Origin of the sequence: Prevotella sp. P5-64 (assembly GCF_002251285.1) — a bacterium.
Lineage (GTDB): Bacteria > Bacteroidota > Bacteroidia > Bacteroidales > Bacteroidaceae > Prevotella.
Genome location: NZ_NPJK01000010.1, coordinates 87,070 through 101,195, shown reverse-complemented (window position 1 = coordinate 101,195; position 14,126 = coordinate 87,070). Strand labels below are relative to the sequence as shown.

Below are 14,126 nucleotides of genomic sequence, written 5' to 3'. Positions count from 1 at the left end.
TTCAGTTGTTAGAAGTTTAGGTTTAATCCGATGTTGAACGTGCGCGAGATGGGATAGCTTGAGAGGTCGATTCCGTTGACACCCACTTCGGGGTCGAAACCTGAGTATCCGGTTATCGTTGCCACGTTCTCGCAAGAGAATGTGATGCGTGCAGCATTGAGTGTCAGGGCACGAAGCCACTGCTGCGGCACATTGTAAGAGAGCGAAATGCTCTTCAGACGCAAGTATGCACCGTTCTCAACGAAGCGGTCGCTGATGCGGTTGTTTTGGTTGGGATCGCCATAAACGGCACGTGGCATCGTGGTGCTTGTGCCCTCGCCATGCCAGCGTGACAGCACGTCGGTGAGCTGGTTGTAGGCTGCCGACATGCCCGTAAGGTCTATCTTGTTGGCATTGAATATCTTGTTGCCAGCCACGCCCTGCAAGTATACCGACAGTTCCAGACCCTTCCATGCGAGCGTATTGCTCATCGAGAAGATGTGGGTGGGGTTAGGATTGCCTATTACGGTGCGGTCGTTGTCGTTGATAACACCGTCGGGGGTGAGGTCCTTGAAGCGTATGTCGCCAGGCTCGGCACCTGTCTGAATGGCGTGTTCTTTTACTTCCAGCTCGTTCTGGAATATTCCGTCGGTGACATAACCGTAGAACACGTTGATGGGCAGATTGTTGGCGAGCATCGTTACGTACGAGTTGTTCACCTGATTGATATAGTAAGGCACGTCGCTGTTGAGACTCTTTATCTTGTTGCGGTTGTATGTATAGACGATACCTGTCTCCCACTGCAGCGGACCCTGAATGTTGACGGTATTGAGCGAAACCTCAAAACCCGTGTTGCGAACCTTTCCGGCATTGGTGTAAGTGGTGCTTGTGTCCTCAAATCCCGAAGTGATTGGGATGGAAGCCTTTACGAGCATGTCGGTCGTATTCTTTATATAATAGTCGAATGTGAGGCGGGCACGCTGATTGAAGAGTGCTGCATCGAAGCCAATGTTGGTCTGCGCCACCTGCTCCCAATGAATGTTAGGATTGGCAAGCGTTGCCGAAATAAGTGCCGACTGTTCTGTTCCTGTCTTGCCGAACGGATATACGCTGGTGTTGTATGAAGCCAGATAGCTGTAGTTGCCCACACTGGCCTGACTACCCGTAACGCCGTATCCAGCACGTATCTTGAGGTCGTTGAGAATATTGTTCTTCGGGAACCACTCTTCTTCAGAAGCGCGCCATGCCAGCGATACAGACGGGAATGTTCCCCAACGGTTGTTGCGGCCGAAGCGCGACGAGCCGTCACGGCGTACTGTAGCGGTAAGAAGATAGCGGTCGGCATACTCATAATTGAGTCGTGCCATATACGACATAAGCGCCCATTCGGTCTCGTTGCCGCCGATGGCATGCATCTTCTCGCCGTTGTCCATCTCGTGTACGCCATCATAAGCGAACACGTTCTTCTGTGCGTTAAGATAATCAAAGTTGTTCCACTGTGCCGATGTACCAGCCATCAGTCCTACGTGATGCTTCTTGGCGAACGTATGGTCGAAGATGAAATAGTTGTCCCAAAGATATGTGAACGACTTGTTGTCGCTCTTGTAGCGGCTGCTCTCCTCAACGGGCGAGGGTTTCCAGTTGTGCTTGGGGGTATAGCTGTCGTTATACCAGAACTTGGCGTCAATGCCGAACGTGCTCTTCAGCTTGAGCCACTTAGCCAAAGTCACCTCTGCCGAGATATTGCCAAGGAGGTTATAGCCCTTAGTGCTGCTGCGGTCGGTTGTGGTTGGGCCGATCGGGTTGCGTACGCTGCCATACCAAAGCGAATTGCCCTCAGGTCCGGTCCACTCGCCGCTGGCGTCCTTAACGGCAAAGACGGGCAGTGCTCTGTATGTATTGCCCATGTCATAACTGCCCTGCTGCTTGCGGTCGGCCGAAATGGTTATGTTGGATGTCATCTTCAACCAAGGCTGCACCTGGGCATCAGAGTTCTGCTGGAAGGTGAATCGGCGGTACTTGACGCTTCTTACAATACCCGTCTGATCGAGCATACCTCCCGACACATAATAGTGTGCCTTGTCGCTGCCACCCGAATAACTCAACGTGTAGTTCTGCATATATCCGGTACGGAACAACTCGTCTACCCAATCGGTTCCTTTGCCAAGAGCCGACGGATCTGCCCATTCGGGATTGGCGGTGTTGCCCGAATTGTTCATCATGTCGTTGCTCAGCGCTGCATACTGGCTTGCATTGAGCAGGTCGGGAGTACGTGTGGCATTCTGCACGGCAAGATTGGCAGAGAGCGAGAGGCGTCCCTTGCCTTCCTTTCCCTTCTTGGTGGTTATCATTATGACACCGTTGGCACCGCGGCTACCGTATATTGCCGTTGCCGAAGCGTCCTTCAGCACGTCCAGACGCTCTACGTCTGCCATGTTGATGGCATTGATGCCGAGGTCGGTTGGCACTCCGTCTATTACTACAAGAGGGTCGCAGTTGTTGATAGAACCCATACCGCGCACCTTAATAGTAACGTTGTCGCCCGGCTTGCCGGCATCTACAACCTGCAATCCTGCTATCTTACCCTGAATGGCCTGTCCGATGTTGGCTACCGGCGAGTTCTCTATGTCCTTGGCAGCAAGCGAACCGACAGCTCCGGTGAGGTCTTTCTTCTTCATAACGCCATAACCTACAACGACAATTTCGTTGAGTTTGTGGACATCTTCGGTCAATACGATTTCAAGCGACGACTTGCCACCTACGGCAACACGTTGGTTGTTGTAGCCGATGTACGAAATTTCGAGTACTGCATTGTCGGGAACTGAAATCGAGAATTCTCCGTCAAGGTTGGTTACTGTGGCGTTTTTAGTGCCTTTTTGTCCAACGGAGGCTCCAATGATAGTCTCACCATTGGCATCCTTCACTACACCATGTATTGTCTTATTGTTCTGTGCGTATGCGCCTATGGGCAACATTGCAAGAAACGAACAAGCAACAATCTGGCTGATCCATTTTCGATTGGTTTTGTTCATACTATTGGTTTTTAGTTGTTGTGTCGTTATGACGGTTGCAAATGTAGAATTTATTTTCATAAGTTGTTCATTAAAGTACCCAATATGTACACGTCTATGACTAAATAAAATATTAACAATATGATAATCAGATATTTACAAAAGCGCATTCACACTGCCAAGTACATCGTCCGAAAAGCAATAATATTATCAAAGCAAGGGGGAATCAATGAAAAAATATGAATAGGAAAGAAAAAAAGGCAATCATCTAATATGTTATTTCTGCAAAATTTGTAAATTTGCAGAAGCCTATAGAAACCACTAACAATTCACTCTATGCAACGTTACATAGCCATTATCATACTCTTTATTGCCACCGCCACCTCCTCAATGGCAGACACCAACGGCGAGCTTATACAGCGTATTGACAGCATTATAGACAACATAACGCAGATATACGGCAAGAAGCAGGCACGCATCGACTTCTACAAGTCGATGGCACACAAAAGCCAAAAGCCCGAAACGCTGCTTTCGGCTTACGACAAGCTGTACGATGAGTACTTCGTTTTTCAATTTGACTCTGCCATGGTGTATGCCGACAAGGCTATAACGCTTGCCGACCGCATCGGTGACAAATTCCATCACGACAAATGCCGCATTAAGAAAGCGTCGCTGCTGGGCATAGGCGGACTCTATGGCGAAGCCGTTGCGCTGCTTGACGAGATTGATTCGACTCACCTCGACAACGAACTACGGTTCGACTATACCATAGCCTACTACTTCATCTACACCTATTGGGCTGACTACTGTCACGACTATTACTATTCGCCACGCTATCACGAGCGTGCCAACAATTACCTTAAGCAGGCTGTAACGATGCTCCGCCCTACCGACTCTTACTACAATTTCTTCTGGGGTGAGTATTTTATATATGTGGAACGCAACGACAAGCGCGCCCTGGAGCACTACTTCAAGACTCTGAGTACAGCCCCCGTAGAGTCGCGATGGTATGCCATGGCATCGTATGCCATTGCCAACAACTACAGCGCCAACAACAATAACAACAAGTATGAGGAGTACATGCTGCGTGCATGCATTAGCGACCTGCTCAACTGTACGCGCGAAAACCTCGCCATGCAAGACCTTGCAATGTATCTGTTCAAGAAGGGCGACGACAACATTCTGCTCGCCGAGCGCTACATCAATTTTGCTATGGACGACGCCAAGAACTACAACAACCGACTGCGTATCATTGAAATATCGCAGAAACTGCCCGTCATCGTGTCGACCTATCGCGAAAAGCTGTCATCGCAGAACAACATCATGCGCTTCGCATTGTTCGGAGTGTCTATCCTATTCGCGTTCGTTGTAGTGCTGCTATACTTCTACAGCCGACAAAACCGACTGCTGGCACGCCACCGACACGAGCTATCCGAGAGCAACAACCTGCTGTCGTCGCTCAACGACAAACTTAATACTCTCAACTCACGATTGCTCGACACAAACAGCCGACGCGAACGTCTGGCTAAACTCTACATCGACCTTTGCGCCAAATACATCGACCGTCTGAGCAAGTTTGAGACTCTTGTGAAGCGCAAAATAAAGGTAGGCCAGGTCAACGACTTGCTCAATACGGCATCGTCGTCGCGCCTTTCGGAAGAGGATGCAGCTACGTTCATGAACAGTTTCGACACGGCTTTCCTCGACCTATACCCCTCGTTCGTCGACGAATTCAACGCTCTGCTGCGGACCGACGAGCAGATTGTGCCTCCACACAAGGGACGGCTCACCACCGAACTGCGCATTTACGCTTTGATAAGGTTGGGCGTCAAGGAGAGTTCGGAGATTGCGGCATTGCTATTCTATACTCCTCGCACCATCTACAACTATCGCTCTACGATAAAAAGCCGTGCCATTAACCGCGAAACTTTCGAGTGCGACGTCGAGCAGCTGTGCCGTGTAATACACTCCTGACAGCAATGTTCGGCACATGCAAACATTGTACTGACGGTAAGAAATTGTTACAAACGAAAAACTGATTCTATAGATTTCACGGGCGGTTTTTTATAGTCCACGAAAGCGCTTCTGTCACCTCAAAACATAAAAAAAGCGCGGAAAAAACACAAAAACGACGAAAAACACCCAAAAAACAGCACTTTTATCCCCTAAAAAGGGTATATGGAAAATTTGGAGCGTGTCAAAATTCGTTATAAATTTGCAAGCGTCAATAACATCATCTGCGCAAATACGTAAAGTAGCTAACAATTACAAGGATAGATAATCAAAAACAATGAAAAGACTCTAAACAACAACGGCTATGAAAAGATTAAGTATCATTTTGGCCGCATTACTATGCGTGGTGCTGGCCGCCGTGAAAGTTTCGGCAGGAACTGGTGACGCAAACGAAGTAGAGAAGGTGCGCGAATTCTATCGGCAGTATGCTGTAGCTTTCAGCATCAGTGACAACAAGACCAGTTTTGCCAAATGCGACTCTGTAATGAACATCTATTGCTCTGCCGAAATGTGCAAGGATACCAAGAAGGACCGCATATCAGGCATAGCCTATGATTTTGCGACCGACGATATCGGCATTGACTCGCTGGCTCTGCAGACCCTGAATGTCAAGTATGACAATGGTGCTTACACCGTCACCTATAAGTATAACGACATGAACGACAAAAGACAAAAATTCATTCGTAATGCCAAGCTGAAAGTCGGTATGAAAGATGGAAAAATCAACACTGTCAAAGCAATAGAATAACCATGGAGACGATTTGACTTAGATAGCAGTAATAGCTATCAGAGTATCAAAAAGTGGTATAATTGAAAAAACAACAACAGCTATGAAAAGATTAAGTATCTTTTTGGCCGCATTGCTATGCGTGGTGCTGGCCGCCGTGAAAGTTTCGGCAGGAACTGGTGACGCAAACGAAGTAGAGATGGTGCGCGAATTCTATCAGCAGTATGCTGTAGCTTTCAGCATCAGTGACAACAAAACCAGTTTTGCCAAATGTGACTCTGTAATGAACATCTATTGCTCTGCCGAAATGTGCAAGGATACCAAGAAGGACCGCATGTCAGGCATAGCCTACGACTTTGCAACCGATAACATCGGCATTGACACGCTGGCTCTGCAGACCCTGAACGTCAAGTACGACAATGGTGCTTACACCGTCACCTATAAGTATAACGACATGAACGACAAAAGACAAAAATTCATTCGTAATGTCAAGCTGAAAGTCGGTATGAAAGATGGAAAAATCAGCACTGTCAAAGCAATAGAATAGTTATAAAGATGATGCGGCATGGCTGTCCGGTAAATTCCGGATGACCATGCCGCCAACTATTGGCACAACAGCCTACCCTAAAACTATTTACATCCTATGAAAAGGATGGCAGGAACAATAATTTACCAGAAAGAGCGTTATTATAATGAGTATCATCGCACATTCGACACATGCGATGGACGAGTAATTAACATTAAATTCTAATATAAACAATCATGATAGATACAGAGTTGTTGTCCCAAATACAGGCTGCAGGAATCACCGATGCAGACTATGAACGCGCTGAACGACACATCGAAGTTCTCAAGACCTTGTCAAATCTCACATATAAAGGAATTTTCATCTACGACAACTTCAAGAGGAAATATCTTTATATTTCTCCTAATCCTTTCGGTTGGTTAGAATATAATAAAGAAGCGTTTGAAAATATGGGGTCCATCTTTATAGATGCGTTTATCAAACCCAATAGCAAGAAAGCAATAATAGATGCTTTTGTATATTGTTATCAATACATTAAGAATCTGAGCCAAGAAGAAAAAGAAAACATAGCCATCTATTGCAACTACGACTACATGTCTATAGACGGCAAGCATCTCCCAAGCACCAAATGTACACCACTGGAATTTGCCCCAGACGGAAGTCCATGGTTGATGTTAGGCATAACCACATCTGAGCCACACGGAAAGCATGACATGTTCTGCATTCACAACATCTTAAGAAAAGAGCTTGTTTCATACAACCCGAAGAACGACAAATGGGAGAAAAAGCAGGTACCTACCCTTAGCCCCAAAGAGAAGACCGTCCTCCTGTTGCTAAGCCAAGGACAGGCAGCCAAGTCGGTGGCTGAGCGCTTGGGGATGTCGGAGTATACGGTGGCGACGCACCGCAAGAACATCTTCAGGAAACTGGGGGCGCACACGGTGGCTGAGGCAATGGCATTTGCGGTGAAATACAAAGCGATATGATGCATCGGGGGCTGGCCGGCGACACTGCCACGACTACCGAAGACGACGAGGGCGGCACGCAGGGCAGACTGCCTATATATATAATAAGGAGAAAAAAGCACAGCAAAGACCACGATAATACCTAAACAAACCTTAAAAAACAGCAGATGTAGACGGTTTTTGATTAATAATCGTCTAAAGATAGGTGGTTTTTGAATTATTCTGATTAAATTTGCACCCAAAATTGTTAAAATAGAGTGTAATGAAAAGAAAGTTCATACCTTTTATCTTATTGGTATCGACTATATTCTTCGTGTCTTCATGTTTGGGTGACGACAACGAAGAGATAGTATTTTCTGACCAAGTGGGCATCACTGCGTTCTCACTCGGCACCCAGAAGATTATCCGCGACACAGTGTCGAAGAAAGGCGCAGACAGTACGTATCAGACTACGCTGGACTGCAGCAAATATATATTCTACATAGACCAGACCAAGCACGAGATATACAACCCCGACTCTCTGCCCGTGGGCATAGACTGCAAGAAGATAATATGCAACGTGACATCGAAGGGCTCTTCGGTAACGCTGGTGAAAAACATAGACAGCGACACGCTGCAGGCCTTTGAGACCATCGACTCGATGGACTTCTCGAAGCCCCGCACCCTGCGCATGGTGAGCATGTCGGGACGCGCCAGCTGCGACTATACCGTCAAGGTGAACATACACAAGCAGAAACCCAACGTATTCGAATGGAAGATAGCTACCGGCTGCACCGACATGGGGCTGCTCACAGGCATGCGCGCCCTGGCTATGGGCGGCAAAGTCTATGTGGTGGGCCGCGACGACAGTCAGCTGCGCATCTATGCTGCCGAGGAGCAGCACGTGGTGAGCTGGACCGAAATTACTCCCAATGTGGAGCTGGGCGCCGACAGCTATAAGGATATGACCGTGATGGGCGGCAAGCTCTATGCCCATGCCGAGGACGGCGTGTACTGCTCGACCGACGCATATACGTGGACCCGAGTGGGAACGCCGGCGATAAGCCGACTCCTGGGCGGCAGCAACAAGCGCCTCTACGCCCTGAGCACCGACAACAGAATCATGGCATCGGCCGACGGCGCCACCTGGACAGCCGAGAAGATGGACACCCCCGCCGACTCGCTGCCCACAGGCAACGTGAGCATGACGGCCCGACCCCTACTGACCAACCCCGGCACAGACCGCGTGGTGATGGTGGGCACGGGAGACAAGACGAGCAAGGTGTGGTCGAAGGTGGAAGAGACCGACGAAGGCAGCGAGCAGCAGGCATGGACCTACATGGACGTGGCGGGCGACAACCGCTTCCGTCTGCCCAATCTGGCCAACCTGCAGATGACCTACTATGACGACTTCATGATGGCGCTGGGCGGCAGCGGTATCGGCAACAGCCAGGGCACGACAGCCTACGGCGGATGCTACACCAGCAGCGACGGCGGCATGACCTGGCGCATCAGAAAGCTCTATGCACTGCCCACCAACTTCAACATAGAGAGCAACAGATTTGCCTTCACCGCCGATAGCCAGAACTATCTGTGGCTCATAGACGGCAAAGGCAACCTGTGGCGAGGCCGACTGAACCGGCTGGGCTGGGCGAAGAACAAGACATACTTCGGCGAATAACGACAAAGGACAATGAGGAAGGGCCTGGTGACACTCCTGATGCTCTGCGCCACGCTCACGGCAAGCGCACAGCAAGACGACGAATACCTGATGGAAATAGGTGGCGGCGTGGGGATGGTGTCATACCAAGGCGACTTCAACGGCAAGATAACATCGGGCATGCAGCCCGCCGGCGCCATCGTGTGGCGCAGACTGCTCAACCCCTACATGGGGTTCAGAGTGATGGGCATGATGGGCAAACTCAAGGGCGACGCCACGCGGGTGGAGACCTACTACCCCGACGAGACGACGAGAGCCTACAGCTTTGACCGCTCGCTCACCGACGTATCGGTGACCTACGAATACAACTTCTGGCCCTACGGCACCGGTCGCGACTATCGCGGCGCCAAGCGTCTCACCCCCTTCGTCTTCGGCGGAATAGGCGCCACATACGTATCGGGCGGAGAGAAGAAGGTGTTTACCGCCAATGTACCGATAGGCCTGGGCATCAAATACAAACTGAAGGAACGCCTCAACGTGGGGCTGGAATGGAGCATGCACTTCTCGCTGAGCGACGAGCTCGACGGCATGGCCGACCCCTATGGCATCAAGAGCAGCGGAGCATTCAAGAACACTGACTGCTACAGCGGGCTGATGCTCACCCTCACCTATAGCTTCAAGAGCAAATGTCGAACCTGTAACAACGACGACTAAATGGCAATAGAAATAGATAAAACCCGTGTGCCACAGCATGTGGCTATCATCATGGATGGCAATGGACGTTGGGCTGCCGAGCGTGGCAAGCCCCGCAGCTATGGCCATCAGGCAGGTGTAGATACCGTGCGCCGCATCACCTCTGAATGTACCCGACTCGGTGTGAAATTCCTTACACTCTATACTTTCTCCACCGAGAACTGGAACCGTCCGGCCGATGAGATATCGGCCCTGATGGGATTGGTACTGACATCGCTCGAAGATGAAATCTTCATGAAAAACAACGTGCGTTTCAGAGTGATAGGCGACATAGCCCGTCTGCCACAGATGGTGCAGGACAAGCTGCAGGAGGTGATGGACAACACCGCCGGCAACACCGCCATGACTATGGTGGTGGCGCTGAGCTACTCGGCACGCTGGGAGATTACCCACGCCGTGAAGCAGATAGCCGCCGAGGCGCTGCAGCAGAAAGGCTCGGCCGACGACGCTGCCATCATAGACGCCATCAGCGAAGAGACGGTGGGCCAGCATCTCGCCACGGCGTTCATGCCCGACCCCGACCTGCTGATACGCACGGGCGGGGAGCTGCGCATCTCCAACTATCTGTTGTGGCAGATAGCCTATTCTGAACTCTATTTCAGCGATGTCTATTGGCCCGACTTCAGCGAAGACGACCTGCACCGCGCCATACAGAGCTATCAGCAGCGTCAGCGCAGATACGGCAAGACCGAAGAACAAGTAGAAAATGAAAAGTAGGATGAAAATGAATATAAATAAGGTATTGCTGGTGGTGACCGCCCTCTTGTGGACCGCCGCCATGCAGGCACAGGACAAGATCGTATATCCCGAGATAACTTATGCCGGTACGCCCCGCACGGTGACCATCGGCGGTATCAACGTGTCGGGCGTGGACAACTATGAGGACTACGTGCTCACCGGCATCTCCGGACTCACCGTGGGCCAGGAGATAGACATCCCCGGCTCACAGATTACCGACGCCGTGAAGCGCTACTGGAAGCACGGCCTCTTCTCGAAGGTGAAAATCTATGCCGACTCGCTGATAGCTGACAAAATCTATCTGCACATCTATCTGCAGGTGCGTCCGCGCGTGTCGACCATCAACTACATCGGTCTGAAGAAGTCGGAGCGTGAGGATATGGAGACCAAGCTGGGTCTGCTCAAAGGTATGCAGGTGACGCCCAACTCTATAGACCGTGCCAAGATTCTGGCCAAGAAGTATTTTGACGAGAAAGGCTACAAGAACGCCGAGATAGACATAAACCAGCGCGAGGACGTGGCTGGCAAGAACCAGGTAATCCTCGACGTGGTGGTCGACAAGAAAGAGAAACTGAAGGTACGCAAGATATACATCGAGGGCAACCACCAGCTGAAGACCAAGGTCATCAAGGGCGGCCTCTTCAAGAAGGGCGCCTTTGCCAAGACCCATGAGGCGGGTACGCTGAGCAGCTTCCTCAAAGCCAAGAAGTTTACCCCCGAGCGCTGGGAGGCCGACAAGAAGCGTCTGATTGAGAAATACAACGAGTACGGTTTCCGCGACGCCGAGATTATCTCTGACAGCGTGTGGAACCATGACGACAAGCACGTGAGCATACGCATCAAGGTGAATGAAGGCAAGAAGTACTATCTGCGCAACATCTCGTGGGTGGGCAACACCGTCTATACCACCGACTATCTGAGCCGCGTGCTGGGCATGAACAAGGGCGACGTGTACAACCAGAAACTGCTGAACAAGCGACTCACCGAAGACGAGGACGCCGTGGGCAACAACTATTGGAACACGGGTTACCTGTTCTACAACCTGGTGCCTGCCGAAGTCAACGTGGTAGGCGACAGCATCGACCTCGAAATGCGTATTCAGGAGGGTCCGCAGGCCCACATCAACCACGTGCGCATCAACGGTAACGACCGTCTGTATGAAAACGTGGTACGTCGAGAGCTGCGCACCAAGCCCGGCGACCTCTTCTCCAAGGACGCCCTGCAGCGTTCGCAGCGTGAGTTGGCATCCATGGGTCACTTCGAGCCCGAGAAGGTGCTGCCCGACGTGCAACCCAATGTGGAGGACGGAACCGTGGACATCAACTGGAATCTGGAGCAGAAGAGCAATGACCAGATAGAGTTCTCGCTGGGTTGGGGACAGACTGGCGTCATCGGCCGCATCGGTCTGAAGCTGAACAACTTCTCGATGCGCAACCTCTTCAACAAGAACCGTGAGCACCGCGGCATCCTGCCTGTGGGCGACGGTGAAGTGCTGCAGTTGGGAGCCCAGACCAACGGTACCTACTACCAGAGCTACAACGCCAGCTATTCGACCAACTGGTTTGGAGGCAAGCGCCCCATCCAGCTCTCTGTCGGCGCCTTCTTCTCTAAGCAGACCGACGTGTCGAGTACCTATTATAATAGTGCTGCGATGAACAACTACTACAACTATCTGTATGGTTATGGCAGCAGCTACTACAACAACTACGAGAACTACTATGACCCCGACACCTTCGTCAAGATGTTTGGTCTCTCGCTGGGTTGGGGCAAGCGTCTGCGTTGGCCCGACGACTACTTCCAGCTGTCGCTCTCGCTGGCTTACACCCGCTATATGCTCAAGAACTGGCGCTACTTCCTCATGACCAATGGTAATGCCAACAACCTGAACCTGAGCATCTCGCTGAGCCGTACCTCTACCGACAACCAGCTCTTCCCCCGCCGCGGTTCGGAGTTTATGGCTTCGGTAACGCTCACTCCGCCATGGTCTAAGTGGGACGGCAAGGACTACAAGAACCTCGCCAACAACTACCAGTCGGCCACCTACTCTCAGGAACAGCAGGAGAAATATCGCTGGGTGGAATACCACAAGTGGAAGTTCAAGGCCAAGACCTACAGCGCCCTGACCAACGGCCAGAAGTGTCTGGTGCTGATGACCCGCGTGGAAATGGGTCTGCTGGGCAGCTACAACAAGTACAAGAAGTCGCCCTTTGAGACCTACTACATGGGTGGTGACGGTATGAGCGGCTACTCATCAGGCTACGCCGAAGAGACTGTAGGTCTGCGTGGTTATGAGAACGGTTCGCTGGCATACAACGGCTACGCCTACGACCGCTTCACCATGGAGCTGCGCTACCCCTTCATGCTGGGCAACACCACCATCTACGGTCTGGGCTTCGCCGAAGCCGGTAACGCATGGACCGACACCAAGAAGTTCAACCCCTTCGACATGAAACGCTCGGCAGGTATCGGTGTCCGCATCTTCCTCCCGATGGTTGGTCTGATGGGTATTGACTGGGCTTACGGTTTCGACAACGACAACATCAACGGAAAGAAGGGTGGCAGCAACTTCCACTTCATCCTGGGTCAGGAATTCTGATAATAATCATTAAAAGCGACGCGGGCGCTGTAACTTACATCACAGCGTCGGCGTCACATACATAAACCAAGCAAAGGAAAAGTATGAAGAAGATATTGGCAATATGCGTCTTCGCGCTGATGGCAATCACGGCGCACGCACAGAAGTTTGCCCTGATGGACATGGAGTATGTGCTGAAGAACATTCCCGCCTATGAGCGTGCCAACGAGCAGCTCAACCAGGTGAGCAAGAAGTGGCAGGCCGAAGTGGAGGCTCTCAACACCCAAGCCGCCACCATGTACAAGAACTACCAAAACGAGGTAGTATTCCTCTCCAAAGAGCAGAAGGCCGCCAAGCAGGAGGAAATCATGCTGAAGGAGAAGGAAGCCGCCGACCTGAAAAAGAAGTACTTCGGCCCCGAGGGCGAACTGTTCAAGAAGCGCGAGAGCCTCATGTCGCCCATTCAGGAAGAGATATACAACGTGGTCAAGGAGATAAGCGAGCAGCGTGGCTACAGTCTGGTGCTCGACCGCGCCAGTGACAGCGCCATCATCTTCGGTTCGCCCAAGATAGACATCTCCAACGAAATCCTCCAGAAACTCGGTTACGCTAACAATAACTAATAACAATTAAATACAAACGAAATGAAAAAACTTATTTTGATGCTGATGCTTTGCGCACCAATGGCTGTATTCGCCCAGAAGTTTGGCAAAGTTAACACCCAGGTAGTAGTACAGTCATTGCCCGACTATGCCAAGGCACAGGGAGAAATGGCTGCTCTGAGCAAGCAGAAGGAAAACGACCTGAAGTCAATGCAGGACGAGCTGACACGCAAGGCTCAGGAGTACGAGAAGTCTAAAAGCGCCATGAACCCTACCAAGCAGAAGGAGACAGAGGAAGAGCTGCAGGGTCTGAACGCCAAAATCCAGCAGGCATACCAAGACGCTCAGAAGGAACTCTCTGAAAAGAACAACGCACTGCTCGAGCCAATCCTCACCAAGGTACAGAACGCCATCACAGCTGTAGGCAAGGCTGGCGGATATACCTCTATCTTCGAGATTGGCACATCTGGCGTAGTGTTCTTCGGCGACAACGTGAAAGACGTTACCGAGGAAGTAAAGGCCAAGGTAGGCAAGTAATCCAGACACTCATTCATCACAAATGACAGGGCAGGCCAGAGTGCCTGTCCTTTTTTCTCAA

Annotated in this window: 12 protein-coding genes; 11 read left to right on the top strand and 1 reads right to left on the bottom strand. The window is 50.9% G+C overall.

Annotation, left to right across the window (positions count from 1 at the left end; translation table 11 throughout):
- Positions 1–8 precede the first annotated feature (8 nt).
- Positions 9–2,954 carry a SusC/RagA family TonB-linked outer membrane protein gene (locus CIK87_RS02955; protein ID WP_371327100.1) on the bottom strand — a complete coding sequence of 982 codons (2,946 nt, stop codon included), beginning with the start codon at positions 2,952–2,954 and terminating at the stop codon, positions 9–11.
- 372 nt (positions 2,955–3,326) lie between these two features.
- Here CIK87_RS02955 and CIK87_RS02950 point away from each other — a divergent pair, with 372 nt between their 5' ends.
- From CIK87_RS02950 to CIK87_RS02905, 11 genes are all read left to right on the top strand, one after another.
- Complete coding sequence (locus CIK87_RS02950; protein ID WP_094385319.1) at positions 3,327–4,964, top strand: DUF6377 domain-containing protein; 1,638 nt, start codon at positions 3,327–3,329, stop codon at positions 4,962–4,964.
- 343 nt (positions 4,965–5,307) lie between these two features.
- Positions 5,308–5,751 carry a hypothetical protein gene (locus CIK87_RS02945; protein ID WP_144008082.1) on the top strand — a complete coding sequence of 148 codons (444 nt, stop codon included), beginning with the start codon at positions 5,308–5,310 and terminating at the stop codon, positions 5,749–5,751.
- Positions 5,752–5,833: 82 nt separating this feature from the next.
- Entirely contained in the window at positions 5,834–6,277 is a 444-nt protein-coding gene (locus CIK87_RS02940) for a hypothetical protein (RefSeq protein ID WP_144008081.1), read from the top strand.
- A gap of 215 nt (positions 6,278–6,492) precedes the next feature.
- Positions 6,493–7,242, top strand: coding sequence for a helix-turn-helix transcriptional regulator (locus tag CIK87_RS02935; protein ID WP_022309624.1), 750 nt, complete (start codon positions 6,493–6,495; stop codon positions 7,240–7,242).
- Positions 7,239–7,367 (top strand): hypothetical protein, encoded by a 129-nt coding sequence (locus tag CIK87_RS14715; protein WP_256387322.1) that lies wholly within the window; start codon positions 7,239–7,241, stop codon positions 7,365–7,367. The genes CIK87_RS02935 and CIK87_RS14715 overlap by 4 nt, the downstream gene beginning before the upstream one ends.
- A gap of 116 nt (positions 7,368–7,483) precedes the next feature.
- Positions 7,484–8,881 carry a DUF6242 domain-containing protein gene (locus tag CIK87_RS02930; protein ID WP_144008080.1) on the top strand — a complete coding sequence of 466 codons (1,398 nt, stop codon included), beginning with the start codon at positions 7,484–7,486 and terminating at the stop codon, positions 8,879–8,881.
- A gap of 12 nt (positions 8,882–8,893) precedes the next feature.
- Complete coding sequence (locus CIK87_RS02925; RefSeq protein WP_094385311.1) at positions 8,894–9,574, top strand: DUF6089 family protein; 681 nt, start codon at positions 8,894–8,896, stop codon at positions 9,572–9,574.
- Entirely contained in the window at positions 9,575–10,330 is a 756-nt protein-coding gene (locus tag CIK87_RS02920; RefSeq protein WP_094385309.1) for an isoprenyl transferase, read from the top strand.
- Positions 10,331–10,337: 7 nt separating this feature from the next.
- On the top strand, positions 10,338–12,947 hold the full coding sequence (locus tag CIK87_RS02915; protein ID WP_094385376.1) for an outer membrane protein assembly factor: 2,610 nt from the start codon (positions 10,338–10,340) through the stop codon (positions 12,945–12,947).
- Positions 12,948–13,030: 83 nt separating this feature from the next.
- Complete coding sequence (locus tag CIK87_RS02910) at positions 13,031–13,549, top strand: OmpH family outer membrane protein (protein ID WP_094385306.1); 519 nt, start codon at positions 13,031–13,033, stop codon at positions 13,547–13,549.
- A gap of 21 nt (positions 13,550–13,570) precedes the next feature.
- Positions 13,571–14,065, top strand: a complete 495-nt coding sequence (locus CIK87_RS02905) for an OmpH family outer membrane protein (RefSeq protein ID WP_022309617.1) — start codon at positions 13,571–13,573, stop codon at positions 14,063–14,065.
- Positions 14,066–14,126: the final 61 nt, after the last annotated feature.

Coding starts and splice junctions, on each gene's coding strand:
- CIK87_RS14715 (WP_256387322.1), top strand. CDS start 7,239: ATGATGCATCGGGGGCTGGCCGGCGACACTGCCACGACTACCGAAGAC.
- CIK87_RS02925 (WP_094385311.1), top strand. CDS start 8,894: ATGAGGAAGGGCCTGGTGACACTCCTGATGCTCTGCGCCACGCTCACG.
- CIK87_RS02930 (WP_144008080.1), top strand. CDS start 7,484: ATGAAAAGAAAGTTCATACCTTTTATCTTATTGGTATCGACTATATTC.
- CIK87_RS02935 (WP_022309624.1), top strand. CDS start 6,493: ATGATAGATACAGAGTTGTTGTCCCAAATACAGGCTGCAGGAATCACC.
- CIK87_RS02945 (WP_144008082.1), top strand. CDS start 5,308: ATGAAAAGATTAAGTATCATTTTGGCCGCATTACTATGCGTGGTGCTG.
- CIK87_RS02910 (WP_094385306.1), top strand. CDS start 13,031: ATGAAGAAGATATTGGCAATATGCGTCTTCGCGCTGATGGCAATCACG.
- CIK87_RS02920 (WP_094385309.1), top strand. CDS start 9,575: ATGGCAATAGAAATAGATAAAACCCGTGTGCCACAGCATGTGGCTATC.
- CIK87_RS02905 (WP_022309617.1), top strand. CDS start 13,571: ATGAAAAAACTTATTTTGATGCTGATGCTTTGCGCACCAATGGCTGTA.
- CIK87_RS02955 (WP_371327100.1), bottom strand. CDS start 2,954: ATGTTGCCCATAGGCGCATACGCACAGAACAATAAGACAATACATGGT.
- CIK87_RS02950 (WP_094385319.1), top strand. CDS start 3,327: ATGCAACGTTACATAGCCATTATCATACTCTTTATTGCCACCGCCACC.
- CIK87_RS02940 (WP_144008081.1), top strand. CDS start 5,834: ATGAAAAGATTAAGTATCTTTTTGGCCGCATTGCTATGCGTGGTGCTG.
- CIK87_RS02915 (WP_094385376.1), top strand. CDS start 10,338: ATGAATATAAATAAGGTATTGCTGGTGGTGACCGCCCTCTTGTGGACC.